This is a genomic window from Mycobacterium montefiorense, from assembly GCF_003112775.1.
In the GTDB taxonomy this organism is placed as follows: Bacteria; Actinomycetota; Actinomycetes; order Mycobacteriales; family Mycobacteriaceae; genus Mycobacterium; species Mycobacterium montefiorense.
Genome location: NZ_BFCH01000026.1, coordinates 55,939 through 81,023, shown reverse-complemented (window position 1 = coordinate 81,023; position 25,085 = coordinate 55,939). Strand labels below are relative to the sequence as shown.

23 protein-coding genes and 1 tRNA gene are annotated in these 25,085 nt (G+C 66.4%); 14 read left to right on the top strand and 10 right to left on the bottom strand.

From position 1 onward, the window contains the following. The 3 genes from boxB to DB708_RS21910 all read left to right on the top strand — a co-directional run bounded on the left by boxB (position 1) and on the right by DB708_RS21910 (position 4,166). Complete coding sequence (gene boxB, locus DB708_RS21920; RefSeq protein ID WP_108925586.1) at positions 1-1,422, top strand: benzoyl-CoA 2,3-epoxidase subunit BoxB; 1,422 nt, start codon at positions 1-3, stop codon at positions 1,420-1,422. After that, the gene (locus tag DB708_RS21915) at positions 1,406-3,004 is read left to right on the top strand and encodes a benzoate-CoA ligase family protein (protein ID WP_108925585.1); all 1,599 of its coding nucleotides are present in this window, start codon (positions 1,406-1,408) and stop codon (positions 3,002-3,004) included. Before boxB ends, DB708_RS21915 begins: the two co-directional genes overlap by 17 nt. A 136-nt stretch (positions 3,005-3,140) precedes the next feature. Further along, on the top strand, positions 3,141-4,166 hold the full coding sequence (locus DB708_RS21910) for an NAD(P)H-dependent amine dehydrogenase family protein (protein WP_235616894.1): 1,026 nt from the start codon (positions 3,141-3,143) through the stop codon (positions 4,164-4,166). A gap of 15 nt (positions 4,167-4,181) precedes the next feature. Here DB708_RS21910 and DB708_RS21905 read toward each other — a convergent pair. From DB708_RS21905 to DB708_RS21885, 5 genes are all read right to left on the bottom strand, one after another. Continuing rightward, positions 4,182-4,254 (bottom strand) — tRNA-Ala (locus tag DB708_RS21905). Positions 4,255-4,304: 50 nt separating this feature from the next. Further along, entirely contained in the window at positions 4,305-5,357 is a 1,053-nt protein-coding gene (gene sepX, locus DB708_RS21900) for a divisome protein SepX/GlpR (protein WP_108925583.1), read from the bottom strand. 246 nt (positions 5,358-5,603) lie between these two features. After that, a complete protein-coding gene (locus DB708_RS21895; RefSeq protein WP_201263579.1) occupies positions 5,604-6,257 on the bottom strand; it encodes a GNAT family N-acetyltransferase in 654 nt (217 codons plus the stop codon). A 21-nt stretch (positions 6,258-6,278) separates the two neighbouring features. Continuing rightward, positions 6,279-7,571: a molybdotransferase-like divisome protein Glp gene (gene glp, locus DB708_RS21890; protein ID WP_108925644.1), complete on the bottom strand. Its 1,293-nt coding sequence runs from the start codon at positions 7,569-7,571 to the stop codon at positions 6,279-6,281. A 105-nt stretch (positions 7,572-7,676) separates the two neighbouring features. Further along, a complete protein-coding gene (locus DB708_RS21885; protein ID WP_108925582.1) occupies positions 7,677-8,588 on the bottom strand; it encodes a UTP--glucose-1-phosphate uridylyltransferase in 912 nt (303 codons plus the stop codon). Positions 8,589-8,664: 76 nt separating this feature from the next. Between DB708_RS21885 and DB708_RS21880 the strand changes: the two genes are divergently transcribed. From DB708_RS21880 to mscL, 4 genes are all read left to right on the top strand, one after another. After that, complete coding sequence (locus DB708_RS21880; RefSeq protein ID WP_108925581.1) at positions 8,665-9,270, top strand: 5-formyltetrahydrofolate cyclo-ligase; 606 nt, start codon at positions 8,665-8,667, stop codon at positions 9,268-9,270. A 74-nt stretch (positions 9,271-9,344) separates the two neighbouring features. Then, positions 9,345-9,701, top strand: coding sequence for an FmdB family zinc ribbon protein (locus DB708_RS21875; RefSeq protein ID WP_108925580.1), 357 nt, complete (start codon positions 9,345-9,347; stop codon positions 9,699-9,701). 66 nt (positions 9,702-9,767) lie between these two features. Beyond that, positions 9,768-10,448: an SAF domain-containing protein gene (locus DB708_RS21870; protein WP_108925579.1), complete on the top strand. Its 681-nt coding sequence runs from the start codon at positions 9,768-9,770 to the stop codon at positions 10,446-10,448. A gap of 65 nt (positions 10,449-10,513) precedes the next feature. Next, entirely contained in the window at positions 10,514-10,975 is a 462-nt protein-coding gene (gene mscL, locus DB708_RS21865) for a large-conductance mechanosensitive channel protein MscL (protein ID WP_108925578.1), read from the top strand. A gap of 43 nt (positions 10,976-11,018) precedes the next feature. On the opposite strand, the gene DB708_RS21860 is transcribed toward mscL, so the two are convergent. The 5 genes from DB708_RS21860 to rpmF all read right to left on the bottom strand — a co-directional run bounded on the left by DB708_RS21860 (position 11,019) and on the right by rpmF (position 15,630). Further along, complete coding sequence (locus tag DB708_RS21860) at positions 11,019-11,567, bottom strand: MogA/MoaB family molybdenum cofactor biosynthesis protein (RefSeq protein WP_108925577.1); 549 nt, start codon at positions 11,565-11,567, stop codon at positions 11,019-11,021. After that, a complete protein-coding gene (locus tag DB708_RS21855) occupies positions 11,567-13,072 on the bottom strand; it encodes a S1C family serine protease (RefSeq protein ID WP_108925576.1) in 1,506 nt (501 codons plus the stop codon). Before DB708_RS21855 ends, DB708_RS21860 begins: the two co-directional genes overlap by 1 nt. 75 nt (positions 13,073-13,147) lie before the next feature. Next, positions 13,148-14,707: a HAMP domain-containing sensor histidine kinase gene (locus DB708_RS21850; protein ID WP_108925575.1), complete on the bottom strand. Its 1,560-nt coding sequence runs from the start codon at positions 14,705-14,707 to the stop codon at positions 13,148-13,150. After that, entirely contained in the window at positions 14,707-15,393 is a 687-nt protein-coding gene (locus tag DB708_RS21845; protein WP_108925643.1) for a response regulator transcription factor, read from the bottom strand. Before DB708_RS21845 ends, DB708_RS21850 begins: the two co-directional genes overlap by 1 nt. 63 nt (positions 15,394-15,456) lie before the next feature. Continuing rightward, complete coding sequence (gene rpmF, locus DB708_RS21840; protein WP_036471323.1) at positions 15,457-15,630, bottom strand: 50S ribosomal protein L32; 174 nt, start codon at positions 15,628-15,630, stop codon at positions 15,457-15,459. A gap of 248 nt (positions 15,631-15,878) precedes the next feature. On the opposite strand from rpmF, the gene DB708_RS21835 reads away from it, so the two are divergent. The 7 genes from DB708_RS21835 to DB708_RS21805 all read left to right on the top strand — a co-directional run bounded on the left by DB708_RS21835 (position 15,879) and on the right by DB708_RS21805 (position 25,002). Next, positions 15,879-17,591 (top strand): acyclic terpene utilization AtuA family protein, encoded by a 1,713-nt coding sequence (locus tag DB708_RS21835; RefSeq protein ID WP_108925574.1) that lies wholly within the window; start codon positions 15,879-15,881, stop codon positions 17,589-17,591. Further along, positions 17,588-18,736, top strand: coding sequence for an acyl-CoA dehydrogenase family protein (locus DB708_RS21830; protein ID WP_108925573.1), 1,149 nt, complete (start codon positions 17,588-17,590; stop codon positions 18,734-18,736). The genes DB708_RS21835 and DB708_RS21830 overlap by 4 nt, the downstream gene beginning before the upstream one ends. 2 nt (positions 18,737-18,738) lie before the next feature. After that, a complete protein-coding gene (locus tag DB708_RS21825) occupies positions 18,739-20,328 on the top strand; it encodes an acyl-CoA carboxylase subunit beta (RefSeq protein WP_201263587.1) in 1,590 nt (529 codons plus the stop codon). Between the two features lie 5 nt (positions 20,329-20,333). Next, positions 20,334-22,340: an acetyl/propionyl/methylcrotonyl-CoA carboxylase subunit alpha gene (locus DB708_RS21820; RefSeq protein ID WP_108925571.1), complete on the top strand. Its 2,007-nt coding sequence runs from the start codon at positions 20,334-20,336 to the stop codon at positions 22,338-22,340. Continuing rightward, on the top strand, positions 22,341-23,507 hold the full coding sequence (locus DB708_RS21815) for an acyl-CoA dehydrogenase family protein (RefSeq protein WP_108925570.1): 1,167 nt from the start codon (positions 22,341-22,343) through the stop codon (positions 23,505-23,507). 10 nt (positions 23,508-23,517) lie between these two features. Continuing rightward, complete coding sequence (locus DB708_RS21810; RefSeq protein ID WP_108925569.1) at positions 23,518-24,327, top strand: enoyl-CoA hydratase family protein; 810 nt, start codon at positions 23,518-23,520, stop codon at positions 24,325-24,327. Between the two features lie 75 nt (positions 24,328-24,402). Further along, entirely contained in the window at positions 24,403-25,002 is a 600-nt protein-coding gene (locus tag DB708_RS21805; RefSeq protein ID WP_108925642.1) for a DUF1707 SHOCT-like domain-containing protein, read from the top strand. Positions 25,003-25,085 lie beyond the last annotated feature (83 nt).

Here is a 25,085-nt window from a genome sequence, read left to right as displayed (position 1 = left end):
GTGACCACATCGATCAACTACGAAGACAAGATCCCCAACAACGTCGACCTGTCCTGCGACCGCAGACTGCAACGCGCCCTGGAGGGATGGCAGCCCAAGTTCCTCAGTTGGTGGGGCGAGATGGGGCCGGCAGTCCAGACCTGCGGTGTGTACCTGCGCACCGCAGTCGCCGTGGGTCGCGATGGCTGGGCTCACTTCGATCACGTCAGTCTCCCCGACTACCGGTGGGGCATCTTTCTTGCCGAACCCAAGCCCGATCGTCGCATCGCCTTCGGCGAGCACAAAGGTGAACCGGTCTGGCAGCAGGTGCCAGGCGAACACCGCGCCGACCTACAGCGGCTGATCGTGGTGCAGGGCGACACCGAGCCGGCCTCGGTGGAGCAGCAGCGGCTACTAGGCATGACCGCACCGTCGCTGTACGACCTGCGAAACCTGTTCCAGGTCAACGTCGAAGAGGGCCGGCATCTGTGGGCGATGGTGTACCTCCTGCACGCCTACTTCGGCAGGGAAGGCCGCGAGGAAGCCGAGGCGTTGCTCTGCCGAAATTCCGGCAGTCCCGACTCACCGCGCATCCTGGGCGCGTTCAACGAGACCACCGCCGACTGGCTGGCGTTTTACATGTTCACCTACTTCACCGACCGGGACGGCAAATATCAGCTCGGCACGCTGAAAGAAAGTGCCTTCGATCCGCTGTCACGCACCTGTGAGTTCATGCTCAAAGAAGAGGCGCACCACATGTTCGTCGGCACGACGGGGGCGGATCGGGTGGTGGCTCGCAGCGCCCAGTTGGTGCGCGAGCACGACACCGGCGACATCGGACCGTTCGGCGGCATCCCGCTCGAGATCATCCAGAAGTACATCAACTTTCACTACAGCGTCTCGCTGGACCTGTTCGGCAGCGAAACCTCCACCAACGCAGCCAATTACTTCACCGTGGGGTTGAAGGGTCGCTGGCAAGAAGAGCGACGAACCGACGATCATCTGCTCGTCGGCGCGAACGCTGAGCTCGACAGGCCCACCGTCGACGGAACATGGGACACCGACGAGCTACCGGCGCTGCTGGCCTTGAATCTGGACCTGCGCACCGAGTACATCAGCGATTGTTATAGCGGCGTCAAGCGGTGGAACAAGATCCTCGCCGACAACGGGATCGACTACCGATTCCAACTGCCCCATGTCGGTTTCAATCGCACCGTCGGCGCCTACGCCGACCACCACATCACCCCGACCGGCACCATCATGGACGGCTTCTCGTGGGAGGAAGCGAAGCCAAACTGGTTGCCCACCAACGACGACCTAGCCTTTGTACGCTCCCTGATGCAGCCCGTGTACGAGCCGGGCAAGATCGCCAGCTGGGTCGCACCACCTACCCAGGGCATCAACGATAAGCCGTTCGATTTCGAATATGTCTACCTCGCCTGAACATTCGGCGACGGTGTTCAATGCCACCGACTATCTCGTCGATCGGCATCTGCGGGAAGGGCGAGGCACGCGCACCGCGGTCGTCAGTTCGACCCGCACGCTCAACTACCAAGACCTGGCCCTTGAGGTGCATCGCGTCGCCGGCGGGCTGCAGAAGCTGGGCGTGCGGCGCGAGGACCGGGTCATGCTGTGCATGGTCGACGACGTCGAACTGCTGACCGGCATCCTGGCAACGATGTACCTGGGCGCCATAGCTATCCCGGTTTCTACCATGCTGTCCGGACCGGAGCTGGGCAAGCTAGTCGCCGATGCGCATGTTCGAATAGTCTGCGCTTCAACGGAGTTCGCCGCCGCGATTGCCATGGCGACCACGATGGCCCCCGATGTCGCCGACGTGGTGTTCGACGATAAGCCCGAAATCGGCGGCTTCGCCCGCGCCACCGTGCACCACTGGGACTCTTTGACATCGGCCGATCCGGTCGTCACGGCGTGCGACACCTATGACGACACGCCCGCACTGTGGCTCTACACATCGGGCACCACCGGCATGCCCAAGGCCGCGATACACCGCCACGGCAGCATCCGCAGCGTCGCCGAGAGCTACGGCGCCCAGCTGCTGGGCATCGCGCCCCAGGACCGGTGCCTGTCGGTAGCAAAGCTGTTCTTCGCCTACGGCCTTGGCAATTCCTGCTTTTTCCCGCTATCCGTCGGGGCCGCCACCGTCTTGCAGCGAGTTCGTCCGACACCGGCTGTCATCGCGCAATGCATCCAAGCCGAGCGACCAACACTGTTTTTCGCCGTTCCCACGTTCTTCTCGTCGCTGCTGGCCAGCGATTTGCCGAATGACACCTTCGTGTCGGTGCGACAAGCAGTTTCGGCGGGTGAAGCGCTAACTCCAGTGCTGTTCAACAGGTTTCGGGACAGGTTCGGAGTCGAGGTGCTAGACGGCGTCGGCTCGACGGAGGCGCTGCATATCTTTCTCTCCAACCGGCCGGGCGAGGCGCGAGCGGGATCAGCGGGCGTTCCGGTGCCCGGCTACCAAGTGCAGCTGCGTGATGAGGCCGGCGCCGTCATCGACACTGTGGGGGCGCGCGGAATCCTGCATGTCAAAGGCGCCTCGATCGCCTCGGGCTACTGGAACCGGGCCGATGCCACCCGTCAGGTGTTTTCCGATGGCTGGCTGCGCACCGGCGACGCCGTCATGCGCAACGCCGACGGCACGTATAGCTGGCTCGGCCGTTCCAGCGACATGCTCAAAGCCGGCGGTATCTGGGTGTCGCCGGCCGAAGTCGAGGAACGGTTGCTGCAGCATCCTGACGTCGTCGAGGCAGCGGTCGTCGGCGCCGCCGACGAATCCGGTTTGGAAAAGCCCGTCGCCTGCGTCGTACCGCGGCCCGGGCGCAACGCCGACGCCGAATCCCTCGGCGCCTGGTGCCGCGAGGGACTGGCCGCCTTCAAACGGCCTCGTGCCTTCGTGATGATGGCCGAGCTGCCCAAGACCGCGACCGCCAAACTTCGGCGCGATCTGCTTCGCGAGCAGGTAGCCGACGTGCTCACGCGTCCGCCTGCAACACAGCCATGATTGAGTTGCCCTACAGGCATCTTCGACACGTCACAATGAAGGACGCCTCGGAAGCCGGCGTCAGGAGGTAGCAGTGACGAAAGAGAGTGATCCGCTGCGCGTGGTCGCGTGGGGCACCGGCACGGTGGGCTCCGAGATGGTGACGACCATCATCGACCATCGACCCGACATCGAGATAGTCGGCGCTCGCGTCTATTCCGACGCAAAGAATGGCGTCGACGTCGGCACCCTGGTGGGCCGCGACCCGATCGGCGTCGCCGCGACCACGGACGTCGATAAGATCGTCGAGCTCGACGCAGACTGCGTGCTATACACCCCGCGCAACACAGACCTCGACGAGGTTTGCACCCTGCTTGCCAGCGGGAAAAACGTTGCGACGACAGCATTCCTGTTCCATCCACGTCGCATCGCACCCGCGGATCGCCATCGGGTGCTGGAGGCTTGTCGCACCGGAGGTACCACGGTCCATGGCAGTGGCTTGAATCCCGGGAACCTCTCCGGTGCACTGCCACTGGCTCTTTCGGGCATGTGCCGCACCATCGAGAAGGTCACGCTGCAGGAGCGCGCCGATTGGTCGGTCTACGAAAGCACGTCAATCACGTTCGACAACATGCGCTTTGGGCAACCCGTCGAGGAGATCAGCCCGGAAGCCAGCGACTTCTTGGCTTTCAACAGCGGGATTTTCACCGAACAGGTCTGGTTGCTGGCCGACGCACTGAATGCCGACATCGAAGAGGTCACCGCGACCGTGGAGGCCGTCCCCGCACGCGAGGATCATCAGATCTTCGACCATCTGCTACGCGCGGGAACCACTGCGGGGCAACGATGGACGTGGTCGGGCCGGCGCGACGGCGAGGTACTCGTCGAGATCGAGACGCTGTGGACCGTCGGCGGCGAGTACCCGGGTCATTGGCCCAAGCCCCAGGACGGTTGGACGCTGACGATCGAGGGCGACCCCTCGATGCGGACACACTTCTTCTGCCTGGCGAGCTTCACCCGCGCCGCGAGCATGGAAGAACACGTTCGCTCGGCAAGCGTGGCCACCGGGATGCAGGTGCTCAACGCCGTGCCCGCGATCTGCGCTGCCCCAGCGGGCTTCGCCACCGCGGCAACGCTCCCACTGATCCGCAGCCACGTCGGATTCGGCAACACGGCCGTCTGACCAGCTCAAACGTTGTGGAGCTAAGGGGAATCGAACCCCTGACCTTCTCGATGCGAACGAGACGCGCTACCAACTGCGCTATAGCCCCTGACCGCTAGCAGGCTACCAGTTCTGCAACGGCCCCAGCGCCGTCAGGCGCTACTGGCCGGCGGCGCGGGGCAGGTCCCGGGACCAGCCGTAGTGGTGCTGGGGCATGCCGTAGTCGAGGTGCTCGAAGATCGGGTCCTCGTCGTCGATCTCCAGCACCACCGCGCCGGGGCGGCGCAGCCGCGACGGGACCACGTCGTAGTCGCGGTCGCGGGTGTTCTCGACGCCAAAGCGCGCGCGTGCCATCCGCTGCGTGCGGCGGCGGCGGACCTTCTCCTCGATTTTGGTCTGGCGGCGCAGATAGCCCAGGTAGAGCAGGGTGAATGTGGTGGCAACCCCGCACACCCACCAGGCGGTCGGGGTGATCTCGAACGCCGCGGTCGCCGTGCCGACGAGGACGACCGCCATCACCATCAGCACCTTCCTGCGGAAGGCGTACTTGCGGGCGGTGACCGCAGCCGCGGTCTTGGTGTCGAAGCGGCGCTGGCGCCGCGCGCTCGCGGGCGTCATCCTCTCCCGAACCCGGGGGTCCTCGTCGTCTGCCTCGGGTTCCAAACCAGACGAGTCCTCGACATATTCGTACTCGTCGTCGAGGTGATCGTCGTCGGCCACGGCCACGGCCTCGGCCTCGGCCTCGTCGTGCTCGTCTTCGTCGACCGGGGCAAGTTGGGGCTCGGTGGCCTCGGCGCTGGCTCCGACCGGCAGGGCGCCGGAGTCCTCGATCACATCGACGTCCAGGTAGTCGGGCTCGGCCGACTCGGCGACCGGCATCCTCATCACAACCGGGCGCGCGGGGCGCAGCTCCTCGGTCTCGGCGTCGTGATCGTCGTCGAGGTCGTCGCGGCGCTCGTGATCGGTGTCATCCAACTCGTCGTCGCCCGAGTTCTCCTCGGGCTTCCAGTCCGGATCGCTGCGATGACCCGAGGCGGGACCGCTGCGCCGCAGCAGACGTGAACCTGCGCCACCGTTGAGCACCCGGGTGGCCAGCGCCACGTCGCTGGTGCGTCGCACGGCGTCGCGTTTGCTTATCAGCATCGGTACCAGCACGAACAGCCAGAGCACCACGAGCGAAATCCACAACAACGACTGCGGGATGCTTGGCATGATGACCTACTCCTTCTGGTCGGGATCCCCCACGAGTGACCTGCGCGGCCGAGACCTGTGACCAGCGCAATTACACACCTGTAATTTGCCTCAATCAAGCATCACACGCCACATATGTCACGTTAGCCACAGATTTATTGCGATTTCCCTACAGCGGAGGGTTGTGGCGCGTCGGGATTACCGCTTGGTCGTGCTCACGGCAGCGGTGACACCAGTGACGGCAGCCTCGGCGCACAAGCCGCTAAATCAGGCCCAGCGCGCGTAGCCGGCGCGGACCAGCGTCGATGCCACCGATCCGTAGACCTCTTCGGCCGTGATGGCCATCAGCAGATGGTCACGCCACGCCCGGTCGACCTCGAGGTAGCGGCGCAGCAGGCCCTCTTCGCGGAACCCGACCTTCGCCAACACGGCCCGGCTCGCGACGTTCTCCGGACGCACGGTGGCCTCCACCCGGTGCAGCATGACCGGCCCGAAGCAATGGTCGAGTCCCAGCGCCAATGCCCCGGTGGCCACCCCACCCCCGGTTGCCGAGCTCGGGACCCAGTAGCCGATCCACGCCGACCGCAACGCGCCGTGCGTGACGTTGCCGATGGTCAGCTGCCCGCAGAACTGCCCGTCCAGCTCGATCACATACGGCAGCATCCGGCCATTGCGAGCCTCGGTACGCAGTCCCGAACACAACGCCGGCCAGGCCGCGACGGTGTGCCGGATGGCCCAGTCGCCGTCGGCGGTCGGCTCCCACGGCTCGAGATGCGCACGGTCGGCCAGCCGGTGACGGCTCCACTGGGCACCGTCGCGCATCCGTACCGCCCGCAACCGGACCACGCCCGCCGCGACCCGCAGCGGACCCACATCCGCGGGCCAACCGGGATGGCGGGCGCCGGAGCGCAAAAAGTTCACCAGGGTGCGCAGTCGTTTATGTCAGCCGCGCTGAGCCAGGAACGCGACGTCGACGATCTCACCGGTGCGAATCTGCTCGGCCCCGCTGGGAACCACCACCAGACAGTTGGCTTCGGCCAGTGTCGCGAGCAGATGCGATGACGCCCCCGGGGCTCCGCCCAGCGCCTGTACCAAATACTCACCGCTGTCCTGGTCGCGCATCAGCTGACCGCGCAGGTAGCCCTTGCGCCCGGCCACCGATGTGATCGGCGACAGCGTGCGGGCCTGCACAATCCGGCGCATCGGCTGGCGCTTGCCCAGCGACAGCCGGATCAGCGGCCGGACCATCACCTCGAAGACCACCAATGCGCTGACGGGGTTGGCCGGCAGCAGGAATACCGGCACGCCCTCGCGCCCCAGCTGCCCGAAGCCCTGCACCGATCCCGGATGCATGGCGACCCGGACAACCTCCATCTCGCCGAGTTCGGACAGCACCAATCGCACCGCTTCGGCCGCCGCTCCCCCGACCCCGCCGGCAATCACCACCAGCTCGGCACGATTGATCTGGCCCTGGACGATTTCGCCCAGCTCCTTCGGGTTGTTGGAGACGATGCCGATCCGGTTGACCTCCGCGCCGGCATCCCGGGCCGCGGCCGCCAGCGCATAGGAGTTGACGTCGTAGACCTGCCCGTTGCTCGGGCTTCGCGAGATGTCGACCAGTTCGCCGCCAACCGCCATGATCGACACCCGGGGACGCGGGTGCACCAGCACTCGTTCCCGGCCGACAGCCGCGAGCAAGCCGACCTGAGCTGCACCGATGATAGTGCCGGAACGCACCGCGACATCCCCGGGTTGGACGTCGTCGCCGGCGCGCCGCACATAGGCGCCCGAGGGCGCCCCGCGCAGAATCCGCACCTTCGACGTGCCGCCGTCGGTCCAGCGCAACGGCAGCACCGCGTCGGCCAGCGTGGGCAGCGGCGCCCCGGTGTGCACCCGGACGGCCTGCCGCGGCTGCAGCCGGCTGGGCGTGCGCGCACCGGCCTCGATGGTCCCCATCACCGGTAGGACCAACCCGCCAGGGGTGTCGTCGTCGGCCATCGGCTCGCCGGCCTCGTCGAGGGAAAGATCGCCGCCCACTTCCCCGACACCGAGCACGTCGACGCTGCGGACGGCGTAGCCGTCGATCGCGGCCTGGTCAAAGCCGGGCAGCGGCCGTTCGGTCACGACTTCTTCGGCGCACATCAATCCCTGCGCCTCCGCGATGGCGACACGCATCGGGCGCGGTGCTACCGCGGCCGCCGTTATCCGGGCCTGCTGCTCCTCCACCGAACGCACTAGCCGCGCCTCCCTGCCGTCAACCCTGACGGGCGCCGTATCGGGCCCGGTGAACGGACCGAGCCCGATCGCCCGGTTGCTCGCCGGGCCCGGCATGCCGGCCGGCTATTGCTCGTTCAGGCCCAATCGCGCCACCAACCACCGCCGCAATTCCGGTCCGTAGTCGTCACGATCCAATGCAAAGTCAACCGCAGCCTTGAGGTAGCCGCCGGGATTTCCCAAGTCGTGTCGAGATCCGCGGTGCACGACGACGTGAACCGGGTGGCCTTCTTTGATCAGCAACGCAATCGCATCGGTGAGCTGTAGTTCGCCACCGGTCCCGCGGTCGATGCGGCGCAGCGCATCGAAGATGGCACGGTCAAGCACATACCGGCCCGCCGCCGCATACATTGACGGGGCGTCGGAGACCTTGGGCTTTTCGACCATTCCCTTGACTTTGAGCACGTCGGAATTGCCGTCGGCGATGGGCTCGACATCGAAAACACCGTAGGCACTGATCTCTTCGGGCGTGACCTCGATGGCGCACAACACCGTGCCGCCGTACTGGGCACGCACACTTGCCATCGCCTCGAGCACTCCGGTCGGCAGCACCAGGTCGTCGGGCAGCAACACCATCACGGCGTCTTCATCGGGCGCCAGCACCGGCTCCACGCAGCTGATCGCGTGTCCCAAACCGAGCGGCTCGGCCTGCACCACCGACTCGACCTTGATCAGCGCCGGTGCGCGACGCACCTTGGCCAGCATGGCTTTCTTGCCGCGAGCTTCCAGCGTGCCCTCGAGCACCAGGTCCTCGACGAAGTGCGCGACGACGCCGTCCTTGCCCTCGGAGGTGATGATCACCAGCCGTTCAGCACCGGCGGCAGCCGCTTCTTCGGCGACCAGCTCGATACCGGGCGTATCGACCACGGGCAGCAGCTCTTTGGGCACCGTCTTGGTCGCCGGGAGAAAACGGGTGCCCAGACCGGCTGCGGGGACGATCGCCGTATACGGGATCTGCACTTGAACTGGCCGTGACATCGTTCACACCATAGCGCTCATCGGGTTTGCCGCCGCTGCATGGCAGGCCGAATACTCGTGCTGTCATCGTTGATGCATGACCATGTCGAGCAAGGCAGCATTGCGCGAGCGGGTGCTGGCGGCTCGACGTTGCATTGCCGACGACGTTCACGCCGCTGAGGCGCGGATGCTCAACGAACAGCTGGCGCTCGCGGTGATCAGCGGCAGCACCGTCTGCGCCTATGTTCCAGTGGGCACCGAGCCGGGATCCGTCGAGATGCTGGACATGTTGCTGGAGCGGTCCCAGCGGGTGCTGTTGCCGGTTGCGCGCACCGCCGGCGACGGCACCCCGATGCGGCTGCAGTGGGGCGAATACCGGCCGGGCGAGCTCGTCCGGGCGCACTGGGGTCTGCTCGAGCCGCCCGCGCCATGGCTGCCGGAGTCGGTTTTGGCCGAGGCCGAAATGGTGGTGGTTCCGGCGTTGGCCGTCGACCATCGGGGCGCGCGGCTGGGCCGGGGCCGGGGCTTCTACGACCGGTCGCTGGACGGCAGAAATCCGCAAGCACGCCTGATCGCGATGGTGCGCGACCTGGAGTTCGTCGACGAATTACCGGCCGATCCACACGACGTGCCGATGACCCACGTGATCACCCCGCAGCGCGGGGTTTTGGCGTTGCGAGCCGACGATGGCGGCCGGGAATGAGACGGATTTCATGGCTGTTTTAGCACTCGGGCACTGTAGAGTGCTAATGAGACTTATCTGACGGAGGATTTTTAGTGCCGACCTATAGCTACGCGTGCACGGAGTGCGGCGACCGCTTTGACGTTGTGCAGGCCTTCACCGACGACACGCTGACTACCTGCGAGAAGTGCTCGGGCCGGCTGCGCAAGCTGTTCAACTCCGTCGGCGTCGTGTTCAAAGGCAGCGGCTTCTACCGCACCGACAGCCGCGAGTCGGGCAAGAAATCGTCGAGTGCGACCAACGGCTCGTCCACCAACGGCTCGGGATCGGGCGAGAGCTCCGGTGCCAGCGACAAGTCCAGCTCCACCGAGAAATCCGGCTCCAGCGACAAGTCCACGTCCAGCGAGAAGTCGACGAGTTCGGCATCGTCGGCCGCGGCCGCTTCCAGCTAGCGGGTTATCCACAGCACGCTTGTATGACGGGAACTATCCGAGGCCCGCTGCGCTTACCGTGGCGGCGTGGGGGAACCGTCACTGAATCCAGCACTGTTGCAGCGGATATCGGCAACGCTGCGCCCGGACTGGACCCGCACCGTGCTGGCCCGCCGGGTGGCCGCGGGCGGGCTCGTCGTGCTGGCCGGCATCGCGGCGGTGCGCTCAAATCCCGACGGTGATCGCGTCGACGTCGTGGTGGCCACACACGACATCCCTCCCGGTACAGCCCTGACGCCCGACGACCTTCGAGTCGAAAAACGTTTAGCGACAACAGTTCCCGACGGGTCACAAGCCGACCCGGGTGCCGTGGTCGGTTCGATGCTGGCCGGCCCGACGCGCCGCGGCGAGGTGCTTACCGACGTCCGGCTGCTGGGCAGCCGACTTGCCGAGGCCGCAATCGCGTCGAAGGCCGGGGCCGGCGCCCGCATCGTGCCGCTACGTCTGGCCGACAGCGCGCTGATCGATCTCGTTCGCGCCGGCGATGTCGTCGACGTGCTGGCCGCCCCAACCGCGGATTCGCACCCGGGCACCCGGCCGGCCAGCTCGGTGGTGGCAACCGATGCCGTCGTCGTGCTCGTGTCGCCCAAGCAGAAAGTCCAGGCCGCGGACGCTGACCGCGTAGTGTTAGTTGCGCTGCCGGCTCGCGTGGCGAACATGGTGGCAGGCTCGGTCCTGGGGCAGGCCGTGACCCTCACCCTGCACTGAGTGCCTGGCCGCCGCTCGCCACACAACCCGCAGCAAACTATGTCCAGCCCAGAAAGGACGTCCGAATGCTCAAGGGGTTCAAAGAGTTTCTCGCGCGGGGCAATATCGTCGACCTGTCCGTCGCGGTGGTAATCGGTACGGCGTTCACCGCACTGGTCACCAAGTTCACCGACAGCATCATCACGCCGTTGATCAATCGGATCGGCGTCAACCAGCAGTCCGACGTCGGCGCCCTGAGGATCGGCATCGGAGGCGGACAGACCATCGACCTGAACGTGCTGCTGTCGGCCGCTATCAACTTCGTCCTGGTCGCCGCGGTGGTGTACTTCCTGGTCGTGCTGCCTTACAACACACTGCGCAGGCGCGGCGAGGTCGAGCAGGCCGATGACGCCCAGATCGTTTTGCTGACCGAGATCCGCGACCTGCTCGGCCAGACCAATGGAGAGCTCTCGTCGGGCAAGCACGGCGGGGTCAGCACGACGCCGCCGCCCGAGCACGGGCCCCGCGCGGACACCGAATCGCAGTGAAATTCCACGGCTGAAGCGGGGCGGGAACTCCCGCCGAGCAACTCTAGATCTCGAGGCTAGATAACTGCCCGATGATCTGTGCGGCGAGTGGATTCAGCGTCGCCATACCGTCGCGCACCGCGTAACGGGAACCGGCGAGATTGACCACCAACGTGCTTCCGGACACGCCCGCCAGACCGCGGGACAAGCCGGCGTCGATGATGCCCGCGGACAGCGCAGACCCGCGCACGGCTTCGGCGATGCCAAGGATTTCCCGGTCAAGAATCTCGCGGGTCGCCTCCGGGGTGACGTCGCGCGGGGTCACTCCGGTCCCACCGACGGAGACCACCAGATCGACCCCACCTATCACCGCGGTGTTCAGCGCGTTGCGGATCTCGACCTCGTCGGCCGAAACGGCCACCACACCGTCAACGACGAATCCCGCCTCGGTCAGCAGCTCGGTGACCAGCGGCCCACTGTGATCTTCTTCATCCCCGTGCGCGGTGCGATCGTCGACGACCACAACCAGAGCCCGGCCGACTACCAACTCAGCACCCGTTTCCATGGGTGCAACCGTATATCCGAGCTCGGAGATCGGCTCATCGACTCTCATCACTGATCCGCCTTGCCCAGGGTGACCTGCACCGTTCGGCTGCCGCCGCCGGGATCTTGGAAAGTCAGCGACACCTTGTCGCCTGGCGCCTTGGACCGCACCGCGGCAACCAGGGCGTCGGCACTGCTGATAGGACGATCGTCGACCTTGGTGACGACCACGTTCTTGGGCACTCCCGCGTTTGCGGCCGCACCCCCGGTCACGACGTCGACGACCTTGGCGCCCGGCGTGCCCTTGTCACTGGTCACCTGCACACCCAGCGATGCATGCGACGCCTTGCCGGTGCTGATCAACTCGTCCGCGATGCGCTTGGCCTGGTCGACCGGGATCGCGAAGCCAAGTCCGATCGAACCGCTCTGGGCGTCGGGCGAATCGCCACCCAGAGTGGCGATCGCGGAATTGATGCCGACCAGCTGGCCGTTCATGTTGACCAACGCCCCGCCGGAGTTACCCGGGTTGATCGCGGCATCGGTCTGAATCGCGTCCAGCACCGTGTTCTGGTTACCGGACTCACCGGTCGTCGACACCGGCCGGTTCAAGGCGCTGATGATTCCTGTGGTCACCGTGCCGGACAAGCCCAGCGGCGAACCGATTGCCAGCACCGGCTGGCCGACCCGCACATCCGACGAGGAGCCCAAGGCGATGGGCGTCAGTCCCGAAACACCCGACGCGCGGATCACGGCGATGTCACTCGTGGGATCGGCACCGACCACCGTGAATGGTGCGGTGCGACCGTCGGAGAATGTCACGGTCGTCTTCGGTGTCGGACTACCCGGGCCACCGGGCGGCGGCGGCGCGCCGGGCGTCGGTCCGTTTGCTCCTCCGGGTCCACTCGGTGCCTTCGGAGGGGTCGCGGCCGCGGCGATGACGTGGTTGTTGGTCAGAATCAGCCCGTCGGACGACAAGATGACGCCGGAGCCCTCCTCTGACGCACGCCCGATATCGGTCTCGAGCATCACGACGCTTGGCACCACCTTCGCAGCGATTTGCTCGACGCTGCCGGGCGGCATGTTGGCCGCCGGAACGCCTGGCGTGGCTCCCGAGGGGCCACCACCGCCGCCGGTGACCGTGGAGTGCGTACCCAGTTCGACGACTGTTGCCGCGGCACCACCGATACCGGCCGACACCACCGCGATCGCCAGCGCGCCTGCCGTCAGCAGACCGGCACGGGAACGCTTCTCCGGCCGGCGCGGGGGCCCCATCGGCGGCAACATGCCGGGCATCGGACCCGTCCCGGTACCGCCCGGTATCGGACCCGCGCCGGTACCGCCGGGGATCCGGCCCGGTCCGGTACCGCCGGGAATCGAACCCGACCCGGTGTCGCCGAACGGCTCGTAGGGCCGGCGGTATTGCGACGGCGGCGGCTGCTGGCTCTGTTGGTACCGCCAGTCGAACGGCTGGCCGTACGGTTGCTGCCCTTGGGCATACGCGGGGCGTACGGGCTGGTTAGGCGCGCGGTATCCCGGCTGCTGCGGCGGTGGTGAATACCTCGGGTCATTCGTCATGTCGCTAAGTCGCTCTTCCTCTAATTCGGGGTGCTATCGAGCTCGACTTGGCTCGATTTCCAACACTAACTGCATCTACCTTGCGCGCGCGGACTGAGAGTCCACTGAGATAACGCTCGTCGTACCCCGAGAGTTGCGTGCATCGCCATCGGTGGGTACGGCGGGGTCGGTCTTGGCGGCGCCGTTCGGGCCAACCTCACCGTCGGTCCCGGCCGTCGGATACGCCGAAACCGGCAATGGCCGGCCAGGTAGCAGCACGTAAATCGACGTTCCCGGAGGATGACCGTCCGAAACAGTGTCCTCGACGCGCAGCAGTCCGCCGTGGTTGAGCACCACCTGCTTGACGATGGCCAACCCCAGTCCCGAACCGGGCAGGGCCCGCGCCGTCGTCGACCGGTAGAAGCGTTCGAACACCAGCCGCCGCTCGTGCGGTGGGATCCCGGGGCCGAAGTCGGAGACCACCAGCTCGGCATGCGACGGGTCGAGCTGGCGCATCCGGACACCGACGTGGGCGCCCGGCGGGCTCCACTTGGCCGCGTTGTCCATCAGGTTCAGCGCCGCGCGCGACAGGCCGGCGTTATCGCCGTAGACCTGCCAGGGAATCACGTCGACGTCGAAGTGAATGTCGTTGCGGCGCCGCCTGACTCGCTCCAGACTCCGATCGATGACCTCGGACATGTCGACCGGCTCGTGTACCACCTGGCCGGCGTCGTCTCGGGTGAGGTCCACCAGATCGCCTACCAGAGTGGACAATTCTTCGATCTGCGCCAGCACATCGGTGCGCAGATCGACCATCTCCTGTTCGGGTAGCCGTGGGGCGCCGGGTTCCATCGACGCCATCAGCAGTTCGACGTTGGTCCGCAGCGACGTCAGCGGGGTACGCAATTCGTGGCCAGCGTCGGTGACCAGCCGTGTCTGCCGTTCCCGGGACTCGGCCAGCGCCCGCAGCATCAGGTTGAATGCCTCAGTGAGCCTTGCCAATTCGTCGCTGCCGAAGACCGGAATGGGCCGCAGGTCGTCGGTACGAGCCACCCGCTCGGCCGCTTCGGTCAGGCGGGCGACCGGACGCAACCCGGCCCGAGTGACCATCCCGCCGGCCACGGCGGCAACCGCGACACCGATGCCGCCGACGATTAGCAGCACCCACCGCAGTTTGGTCATCACCGCTTCGGTGGGCTTGAGGCTCTTGGAGATCAGCAGCGAACAGCCGTTGGGCATGTGGATGGCCAGGATTCGCTGGTCGGAAGCGGTGCGACGGGACATGAACAAGTCGCCTCGAATGACCGCCTTCTCCGGCGAATCGACCGGCAACGTCTGCCCGGGCTGTTGCGCGGTGTAGATCGAGTGGCCGGGGTTCACCAGCATCGCGTTGACGTCTGAGTACGCCGTGCCCTCGATGGCCTTTGCCGGGTCGGCGGCCAGCGAACCACTGGCGATCAGCAGCTGTGCTCGACTGTCCAGCTGGTTGTCGATGTCGCTGTAGAGCGCCGCCGCGACAACCGCGTACACGGCGAATGCCATCAGCACCACGACCATGGCCACCATCGACATCGCCAGCAACATCACCCGCCACCGCAGCGACAACGAACTGGGGGCTCGCAGCGGTGCGCGCCGACGTCGTTGGTACCGAATCATCAGGGCGGTGTCTCCCGAAGGACGTAGCCCACGCCGCGCACCGTGTGGATCAGCCGCGGCTCACCGTCGGCTTCCGTTTTGCGGCGCAGGTAACCGACGTAGACCTCCAGCGCATTGCCCGAGGTGGGAAAGTCGAAGCCCCACACCTCCTCGAGGATGCGGCTGCGGGTGAGCACCCGGCGCGGATTGGCGATCAGCATCTCCAGCAGCGCGAACTCAGTGCGGGTCAGGCTGATCCGGCGCTGTCCACGGGTGACTTCACGGGTCATCGGGTCCAGGGCCAGATCGGAGAACGTCATCGTGACCGACTCGGCGTCGTCGTCGGGCTTGGTGCGGCGCAGCAGCGCCCGCATCCGGGCCAGCAGCTCCTCCAGAGCGAACGGCTTGGGCAGGTAGTCGTCCGCGCCGGCGTCCAGGCCGGCGACCCGCTCAGACACCGAATCGCGGGCGGTGAGCACCAGGATCGGCAGATCGTCGCCGGTGCTGCGGAGGTGGCGGCAGACCTCAAGCCCATCCAGGCGCGGCATCATCACGTCAAGCACGACCGCGTCGGGCCGGTCGCTGGAGATGATCTCCAGCGCTTCCACCCCGTCATGGGCCAACTCGACGGAATATCCGTTGAAGGAAAGCGACCTGCGCAACGACTCGCGGACCGCGCGATCGTCATCGACGACAAGAATGCGCACGGCCACTAGTTTCGTCCTAGGGCCTGAGAGCGGGCTGAGAGGCGCGCCGGGTATTTGCCGAGATTAGCGTCGGTCGAGATCAATGAGGCCCAGGCGAGCAGCCTTGAGCAGTCGACGCGGCACCTTGTGCTTCTGGCCGGCGACCGTCACACCGACGAGCTCGGTCTTTTCGGCCTTCCACTGCGAGCGGCGGCTACGGGTGTTCGAGCGCGACATCCTGCGCTTGGGTGTGGCCATGGTCGGGCCTTACTCCTCGGTGTGGGGTTTGCGGTCGTGCGTCGCACGGAATGACCAGTACGGCCGACGGCGACGATTGCACTCAAGAATAGTCGGTGACCTGCTGGTGGCCAAAACGGGGCGTGCGGCCTGCGCGGCTATGACACCAGCGCCGAGGCGGGCATCCTTGACGTGACACCGGCGGTACCCGCTAACCTACCGGGTGGTTGGTTGGTCGAGCATCGGTAATTCCTGAATGGAGGACGCCAATGGCCTCTGCTTCCGGGCGTTCCGGTGCTGTCCGGATCGCGAACTGCTCGGGGTTCTACGGCGACCGGCTGGCAGCGATGCGCGAGATGCTGACCGGCGGCGACGTGGACTACATCACCGGCGACTACCTGGCCGAGCTCACGATGCTCATCCTGGGCCGCGACAAGATGAAGCACCCCGAGCGCGGCTACGCCAAGACCTTCCTGACCCAGCTCGAGGACTGCCTGGGCGAAGCCCGCGATCGCGGGGTGCGCATCGTGGCCAATGCCGGCGGCCTCAATCCCGCCGGACTGGCCGAGGCGATCCGGGTCCTGGCCGAGCGCCTGGGCATCGCCGCCCGTATCGCCCACGTCGAGGGCGACGACCTGGCGCCGCGCGCGGCGGAACTCGGTCTGGGCACACCGCTGACGGCCAACGCCTACCTGGGCGCGTGGGGCATCGTGGACTGTCTGGGCGACGGAGCCGACGTCGTCGTCACCGGCCGGGTCACCGACGCGTCGGTGATCGTCGGGGCGGCGGCCGCGCATTTCGGCTGGAGCCGCACCGACTACGACGAGCTCGCCGGGGCGGTGGTCGCCGGCCACGTCATCGAATGCGGCGTCCAGGCCACCGGCGGCAACTACGCGTTTTTCACCGAGGTGCCCGACCTGTCCTACGCCGGGTTCCCGCTGGCCGAGGTCAACGCCGACGGGTCGTCGGTGATCACCAAACACGCCGGCACCGGCGGCCTGGTCAGCGTCGACACCGTCACCGCGCAGCTGCTCTACGAAATCACCGGCGCCCGCTACGCCAATCCGGACGTCACGGCCCGGATGGACACCGTCGAGCTGTCCGCGGACGGCCCGGACCGGGTGCGCATCAGCGGCGTGGTCGGTGAGCCGCCGCCGCCCACCCTCAAGGTCTCACTCAACAGCATCGGCGGCTTCCGTAACGCGATGACCTTCGTGTTGACCGGTCTGGACATCGAGGCCAAGGCCGAGTTGGTGCGCCGGCAACTCGAGGCAGGACTCACCGTCAAGCCCGCCGAGCTGGAGTGGACGCTGGCCCGCACCGATCACCCCGACGCCGACAGCGAGGAAGCCGCCAGCGCGCTGCTGCGCTGCGTGGTTCGCGACCCGGACTCCGCCAATGTCGGGCGCCAATTCTCGGCGGCAGCAGTCGAATTAGCGCTTGCTAGTTATCCGGGCTTCCACGTGACCGCACCGCCGGGCGATGGCCAGGTCTACGGTGTCTTCACCGCGGGCTTCGTCGATGCCACCGCGGTGCCGCACATCGCGGTGCACGCTGACGGTGCGCGCGTCGATATCCCTTGCGCCACCCAAACTTTGGAGCTATGCGCCGCCGCTCCCCCGCCGTTGCCCGACCCACTGCCGGCGGGGGCGACCCGGCGCGCGCCGTTGGGCCGCATCGCCGGCGCCCGCAGCGGCGACAAGGGCGGCTCGGCCAACGTTGGGGTGTGGGTACGCACCGAGGACCAATGGCGTTGGCTGGCCAACACATTGACCGTCGACCTGCTCAAGGAGCTGCTGCCCGAAGCGGCGGACTTCGACGTCACCCGCCACGTGCTGCCCAACCTGCGCGCGGTGAACTTCGTGATCGAGGGCATCCTCGGTCAGGGCGTCGCCTACCAAGCGCGGTTCGACCCCCAGGCCAAGGGGCTAGGCGAATGGCTGCGCAGCCGCCACGTCGACATTCCGGAAGGGCTTTTGTGAATCTTTGGAACACGCCGGAGCGCGAGCAGCTGCGAAAGACGGTGCGCTCGTTCACCGAACGCGAAATCCTGCCCCACGTCGACGAGTGGGAACGCACCGGCGATCTGCCGCGCGACCTACACCGTCGCGCGGGGGCGGCCGGGCTGCTGGGCGCCGGGCTGCCAGAAGCGGTCGGCGGTGGCGGCGGCGACGGCGCCGACGCGGTGCTCATCTGCGAGGAGTTCCACCAGGCCGGTGCCCCGGGCGGTGTCTTCGCGTCGCTGTTCACCTGTGGCATCGCGGTACCGCACATGATCGCCTCGGGTGATCAGCGGCTGATCGAGGAGTTCGTGCGGCCGACGTTGGCCGGCACCATGATCGGATCCCTGGCCATCACCGAACCCGGCGGCGGGTCAGATGTCGGGCATTTGCGCACCACCGCGGTGCGTGACGGGGATCATTATTTGGTCAACGGCGCCAAGACCTACATCACCTCCGGTGTTCGCGCCGACTATGTCGTGACCGCAGTGCGCACCGGAGGTCCTGGCGCAGCAGGGGTTTCGCTGCTGGCAGTCGAGAAGGGCACACCAGGCTTCGAGGTGAGCCGCAAGCTGGACAAGATGGGCTGGCGGTCGTCTGACACCGCTGAGTTGTCCTACACCGACGCCCGGGTTCCGGTGGCCAACCTGGTCGGCGCCGAGAACAGTGGTTTCGCCCAGATCGCGCAGGCATTCGTATCTGAACGTATCGGCCTTGCCGCACAAGCATATTCGAGTGCGCAACGTTGTCTGGACATCACCGTGCAGTGGTGTCGCGACCGCGAGACGTTCGGCCGCCCGCTGATTTCGCGGCAGTCGGTGCAGAACACCCTGGCCGAGATGGCCCGCCGCATCGACGTTACCCGGGTCTATTCACGCCACGTGGTCCAGTGCCAGCTCGCCGGCGAGACGAATCTGATCCCGCAGTTGTGCTTCGCCAAGAACACGGCCGTCGAAGCCGGCGAATGGGTGGCCAACCAAGCCGTTCAGCTCTTCGGCGGCATGGGCTATATGGCCGAATCCGAAGTCGAACGCCAATACCGGGACATGCGGATCCTGGGCATTGGCGGCGGAACCACCGAAATACTGACCGCACTGTCCGCCAAACTCCTGGGATTCCAATCATGACCGTGCTGCAGTCCAACCTCGACCCGAAGGCGCCCAGCTACGCCGACGCGGCCGAAACCATGATCGCCAAGCTAGCCGAGATCGACCTCGAGCACGACAAGGCGCTCGCGGGCGGCGGAGCGAAATACACGCAGCGCCACCACTCCCGTGGAAAACTCACCGCACGCGAGCGCATCGAACTGCTGGTGGACCCGGACTCGCCGTTCCTCGAGCTGAGCCCGTTGGCCGCGTACGGCAGTTCGTTCACCCTGGGGGCGAGCGTGGTGGTCGGCATCGGTGCGGTCGAGGGCGTCGAGTGCCTGATCGTCGCCAACGACCCGACCGTCAAGGGCGGCACCAGCAACCCCTGGACGCTGAAGAAGATCCTGCGGGCCAACCAGATCGCACGTGAGAACCGGCTGCCGGTCGTATCACTGGTGGAATCCGGTGGCGCCGACCTGCCCACCCAGAAAGAGATCTTCGTCCCCGGCGGCCAGATGTTCCGCGACCTGACCCGGCTGTCGGCGGCCGGCATTCCGACCATCGCGCTCGTCTTCGGCAACTCCACCGCCGGCGGTGCCTACATCCCCGGCATGTCCGATCACGTGGTGATGATCAAGGAACGCTCGAAGGTGTTTCTGGCCGGTCCCCCGCTGGTAAAGATGGCCACCGGCGAAGAATCCGACGATGAATCGCTCGGCGGCGCCGAAATGCATGCCCGCACTTCGGGTCTGGCTGACTACTTCGCCGTCGACGAGCTGGACGCGATCCGCATCGGGCGCCGGGTAGTGGCCCGGCTGAACTGGCGCAAGCTCGGGCCGACACCGCGGCCGGTGACCGAACCGCGCTTCGATGCCGAGGAGCTGATCGGCATCGTGTCGTCGGATCTGCGCATCCCGTTCGATCCGCGTGACGTGATCGCGCGCATCGTCGACGGCTCCGAATTCGACGAATTCAAGCCGATGTACGGCTCGTCGCTGGTGACCGGCTGGGCCACCCTTGGCGGCTATCCGATCGGCATCCTGGCCAACCATCGCGGTGTGCTGTTCAGCGAGGAGTCACAGAAGGCTACCCAGTTCATTCAGCTGGCCAACCGCTACGACACCCCACTGTTGTTCTTGCACAACACGACCGGATACATGGTCGGCAAGGACTATGAAGAGGGCGGCATGATCAAGCACGGTTCGATGATGATCAACGCCGTGTCCAATTCGACGGTCCCGCACATCTCGCTGCTGATCGGCGCGTCCTACGGAGCAGGCCACTACGGCATGTGCGGGCGGGCGTACGACCCGCGCTTCCTGTTCGCCTGGCCCAGCGCCAAATCCGCGGTCATGGGCGGTGTGCAGCTGGCCGGTGTGCTGTCGATCGTGAGCCGCGCGGCCGCCGAAGCCCGCGGACAGCAGGTCGACGAGGATGCCGATGCCGCGATGCGGGCCGCCGTCGAAGGCCAGATCGAGGCCGAATCGCTGCCGATGGTCTTATCCGGCATGCTCTACGACGACGGGGTGATCGACCCCCGCGATACCCGCACGGTACTGGGAATGTGTCTGTCCGCCATCGCGAATGGCCCGATCAAGGGGACGTCGAACTTCGGCGTCTTCCGGATGTGAGCCCCATGGGAATCACTCGAGTACTGGTTGCCAACCGCGGCGAGATCGCCCGCCGGGTCTTCGCGACCTGCCGGCGACTCGGCCTGAGCACCGTCGCGGTCTACACCGACCCGGACGCCGCGGCCCCGCACGTCGCCGAGGCCGACGCTAGGGTCCGGCTGGACAGGACCAACGACTATCTCAACGCCGAGGCCATCATCGCCGCCGCCCGTGCCGCCGGCGCCGACGCAGTGCACCCTGGCTACGGATTCCTTTCGGAGAATGCCGATTTCGCGGCTGCCGTCGAAGACGCGGGCCTGACCTGGATCGGGCCGCCGGTGGGCGCGGTGCGGGCAATGGGCTCCAAGATCGAGTCCAAAAAACTGATGGCCTCGGCCGGGGTGCCGGTGCTCGACGAACTCGACCCCGACTCGGTCACGCGGGCGCAGCTGCCGGTGCTGGTCAAGGCCTCCGCGGGCGGCGGTGGCCGCGGAATGCGTGTGGTCCGCGAGTTGTCAGCTCTGGCAGGCGAAGTCGCCGCCGCCCAGCGCGAAGCGCAGTCCGCGTTCGGCGATCCGACCGTGTTCTGCGAGCGATATCTGCCGACCGGCCACCATGTGGAGGTTCAGGTGCTCGCCGACACCCACGGCACCGTGTGGGCCGTCGGCGAACGGGAATGCTCGATTCAGCGGCGCCACCAGAAGATCATCGAAGAAGCGCCCTCGCCGTTGGTGGAACGCATTCCAGGGATGCGGGCCAAGTTGTTCGATGCCGCCCGGCTGGCCGCCGGTGCGATCGGCTACGCCGGTGCCGGAACGGTGGAGTTCCTCGCTGACGACGACGGTGAGTTCTTCTTCCTGGAGATGAACACCCGGCTGCAGGTTGAGCACCCGGTCACCGAAGAGACCACCGGGCTCGACCTCGTCGAACTTCAGATCGCGGTCGCCGACGGCGACCGTCTGGATGCGCAACCTCCTGTCGCCCAGGGCCATTCGATTGAAGCCCGGCTCTACGCCGAAGACCCCGCGCGGGGCTGGCAGCCGCAAGCCGGCGCGGTGCACGCCTTCGACGTGCCGGGCACCCGGGCACAGTTCGGCCCGCTTGCCCGGCGCACCGGAATCCGGCTGGACTCCGGCATCGTCGACGGATCAACTGTGTCGATTCACTACGACCCGATGCTGGCCAAGGTCATCTCCTACGCGACGACCCGCCACCAAGCCGCGCTGGTGCTTGCCGACGCACTGGCTCGGACGCGACTGCACGGGCTGCGCACCAACCGCGAGCTGCTGGTCAACGTGCTGCGGCATCCGGCGTTCCTCGACGGTGCCACCGACACCGCATTTTTCGACACCCACGGCCTGGCACAGCTGTCGGCGCCGCTGGGCGATAACGGCGTCGTGCGTATGTCGGCGATCGCCGCTGCGCTCGCCGAGGCCGCGCACAATCGCGCGACGGCCGCCGTGTTCGGCTCGATGCCCAGCGGCTGGCGAAACCTGACCTCGGGCTATCAGGTCAAGACCTACTGCGACGACGACGATACCGAGCACCGGATCGAATATCGTTTCACCAGAACAGGATTAGTGCTGGCCGGCGATGAACCGGTGCAACTAGTCTCATCGGCACCCGATGAGGTGGTGCTCGCCGATGCCAACGGGGTGGCGTGCAGCTTCGCCGTTGCTCGTTATGGCCGGGACGTCTACGTCGACTCGGCGCGTGGGCCGGTTCATTTGGACGCGGCGCCCCGGTTCCCCGAGCCGGGTTCCTCCGTCGCCAAGGGGTCGCTGGTGGCGCCGATGCCCGGTAACGTCATCCGGCTCGGCGCGCAGGTGGGTGAGGGCGTCACAACCGGTCAGCCGCTGATCTGGCTGGAGGCAATGAAGATGGAGCACACCATCACCGCGCCGTCCGACGGCGTGCTCAGCTCACTGAACGTCACGACCGGTCAACAAGTCGAAGTCGGGGCCGTCCTGGCAATAGTCGAAGCACCCGGTGACGCCTCTGAAGAAAACGGCCAAGCAAAAGGAGATTCTTAAATGACCGATACCAGCTTCATCGAAAGCGAGGAGCGCCAGGCACTGCGCAAGTCGGTGGCCGCGTGGGCGTCCAACTACGGCAGCGAGTACTACTTGGAAAAGGCGCGCGCCCACCAGCACACCGATGAATTGTGGTCCGAGGCAGGCAAGCTCGGCTTCCTCGGGGTGAACCTGCCGGAGGAATACGGCGGCGGTGGCGCCGGAATGTACGAGCTGTCACTGGTCATGGAGGAAATGGCCGCCGCGGGCAACGCGCTGCTGCTGATGGTGGTCTCGCCCGCGATCAACGGCACCATCATCAGCAAGTTCGGTACCGAGGAGCAGAAGAAGCGCTGGATTCCATCCATCGCCGACGGCACATGCACGATGGCATTCGCGATCACCGAGCCCGACGCCGGGTCCAACTCCCACAAGATCACCACGACGGCGCGCCGGGACGGCAGCGACTGGATTCTCAAGGGCCAGAAGGTCTTTATCTCCGGTATCGACCAAGCGCAGGCCGTGCTGGTGGTGGCTCGCTCCGAGGAAGCCAAGACCGGCAAGCTGCGCCCGGCACTATTCGTAGTGCCCACCGACTCTCCCGGCTTCACCTACACCCCCATCGAGATGGAGCTGATCAGCCCCGAGCGCCAGTTCCAGGTCTTCCTGGACGATGTCCGGCTGCCCGCCGATGCGCTCGTCGGGGCCGAAGACGCCGCGATCGCACAGCTTTTCGCGGGCCTGAACCCCGAGCGGATCATGGGCGCAGCCAGCTCGGTGGGCATGGGCCGGTTCGCACTGGACAAGGCCGCCGACTACGTCAAGACCCGCCAAGTGTGGGGAACGCCGATCGGCGCACACCAAGGACTGTCACATCCGTTGGCGCAGTGTCACATTGAGGTCGAGCTGGCCAAACTGATGTTGCAGAAGGCCGCAACACTCTACGACAGCGGCGACGATGCGGGCGCAGCGGAGGCCGCCAATATGGCCAAATACGCTGCGGCCGAAGCGGCTACCCGTTCGGTGGATCAGGCCGTGCAGTCGATGGGCGGCAACGGGCTGACCAAAGAGTACGGAGTTGGGGCGATGCTGACTTCGGCCAGGCTGGGGCGGATCGCGCCGGTCAGCCGCGAGATGGTGCTGAACTTCGTCGCACAGACATCCCTGGGCCTGCCCCGAAGCTACTGAAGCGCGACTAATGGAAAATCGTTTCGTCGAATACGCCGGGCCGGATACCGTCGCGGGTCCGTTCGCCCGGCTGACGCTGAACTCGCCGCACAACCGCAACGCGTTGTCGACCACTCTGGTCAGCCAATTGCACCAGGGATTGCAGGATGCGGCAGCGGATCCGGCGGTGCGGGTGGTGGTGCTCGGCCACGCCGGCGGCACGTTCTGCGCTGGAGCGGACCTCAGCGAGGCCAGCGGCGGTAGCCCCTTGGAGATGGCTTCGGCACGGGCCCGGGAGATGACCGCACTGCTGCGCGCCATCGTCTCCTCGCCGCTGCCGGTCATCGCGGCCGTCAACGGTCATGTTCGCGCGGGCGGATTCGGCTTGGTCGGCGCCTGCGACATCGCGGTGGCCGGGCCGCGCAGCACTTTCGCGCTGACCGAGGCGCGCATTGGTGTCGCCCCGTCGATCATCTCGCTGACACTGCTGCCGAAGCTGTCAGCGCGGGCAGCGGCTCGTTACTACCTGACCGGCGAGACGTTCGACGCGGGCGTGGCCGCCGAGATCGGATTGGTCACGATGGCCGCAGACGACGTGGACGCCGCGGTCGCCAAGCTGGTCGCCGACATCGGCCGCGGGTCGCCCCAGGGGCTGGCGGCATCCAAGGCGCTGACGACGTCCGCCGTACTCGACGGATTCGACCGCGACGCGCAACGGCTTGCTGAGGAATCCGCGCGGTTGTTTGTCTCCGATGAGGCGCGTGAGGGCATGCTTGCGTTCCTGCAGAAACGTCCGCCCAGTTGGGCCCCGCCCGCCAACGACGATGCCGGCCGCGATTAACCGGGGCGTAGGAGGATGGTTTCGATTTAGCCAACCCTCTTGCAGCAAAAGTTGTACGTCGTACGCTCGTGGGTGATGAGCGATTCGGCGCGCAACGATGCGAAGGAAGCCCGCGGTGATTTGTCGCGGGCGGCCGATACCGACCGCATCCAAATTGCACAATTACTGGCCTATGCGGCTGAGCAGGGTCGCTTGCAGCTCAAAGATTACGAAGACCGTTTGACCAGGGCCTATGCGGCGACGACCTATGAAGAGCTGGACAAACTGCGAGCCGATTTGCCTGGACCGCTAAGCCCACGCCGGGGCGGTAACCCGAATCCGGCGCCGTCGACGCTGCTGCTGGCGCTGCTGAGCGGATTCGAGCGTCGCGGGCGATGGAATGTACCCAAGAAGCTGACCACGTTCACGCTGTGGGGCAGCGGGGTGGTGGATCTGCGCTACGCCGATTTCACGTCGACCGAAGTCGATATCCACGTGGTCTCGATCATGGGTGCGCAGAACATCCTGCTGCCGCCGGAGGTCAATGTCGAGATCCGCGGCCGCGGGGTGATGGGCGGTTTCGATCGCGAGAACGTCGGCCAAGGTACGCCCGGCGCACCCAGAGTGAATATCCACGGCTTTTCGCTGTGGGGCGGTGTGGGTATCAAGCGCAAAGCCCGCAGACCCCACCAATAATCCGACGCCCCTTGCCCCGATATTCAGGCGCCATCCCGATCGGGCGGTAAAGGTTACTGGCACCGCGGTGAAAATGCGTGGGA

Coding starts and splice junctions, on each gene's coding strand:
- DB708_RS21915 (WP_108925585.1), top strand. CDS start 1,406: ATGTCTACCTCGCCTGAACATTCGGCGACGGTGTTCAATGCCACCGAC.
- DB708_RS21910 (WP_235616894.1), top strand. CDS start 3,141: ATGGTGACGACCATCATCGACCATCGACCCGACATCGAGATAGTCGGC.
- sepX (WP_108925583.1), bottom strand. CDS start 5,357: ATGCCAAGCATCCCGCAGTCGTTGTTGTGGATTTCGCTCGTGGTGCTC.
- DB708_RS21885 (WP_108925582.1), bottom strand. CDS start 8,588: ATGTCACGGCCAGTTCAAGTGCAGATCCCGTATACGGCGATCGTCCCC.
- DB708_RS21880 (WP_108925581.1), top strand. CDS start 8,665: ATGACCATGTCGAGCAAGGCAGCATTGCGCGAGCGGGTGCTGGCGGCT.
- mscL (WP_108925578.1), top strand. CDS start 10,514: ATGCTCAAGGGGTTCAAAGAGTTTCTCGCGCGGGGCAATATCGTCGAC.
- DB708_RS21860 (WP_108925577.1), bottom strand. CDS start 11,567: ATGAGAGTCGATGAGCCGATCTCCGAGCTCGGATATACGGTTGCACCC.
- DB708_RS21855 (WP_108925576.1), bottom strand. CDS start 13,072: ATGACGAATGACCCGAGGTATTCACCACCGCCGCAGCAGCCGGGATAC.
- DB708_RS21850 (WP_108925575.1), bottom strand. CDS start 14,707: ATGATTCGGTACCAACGACGTCGGCGCGCACCGCTGCGAGCCCCCAGT.
- rpmF (WP_036471323.1), bottom strand. CDS start 15,630: ATGGCCACACCCAAGCGCAGGATGTCGCGCTCGAACACCCGTAGCCGC.
- DB708_RS21835 (WP_108925574.1), top strand. CDS start 15,879: ATGGCCTCTGCTTCCGGGCGTTCCGGTGCTGTCCGGATCGCGAACTGC.
- DB708_RS21820 (WP_108925571.1), top strand. CDS start 20,334: ATGGGAATCACTCGAGTACTGGTTGCCAACCGCGGCGAGATCGCCCGC.
- DB708_RS21815 (WP_108925570.1), top strand. CDS start 22,341: ATGACCGATACCAGCTTCATCGAAAGCGAGGAGCGCCAGGCACTGCGC.
- DB708_RS21810 (WP_108925569.1), top strand. CDS start 23,518: ATGGAAAATCGTTTCGTCGAATACGCCGGGCCGGATACCGTCGCGGGT.
- DB708_RS21805 (WP_108925642.1), top strand. CDS start 24,403: ATGAGCGATTCGGCGCGCAACGATGCGAAGGAAGCCCGCGGTGATTTG.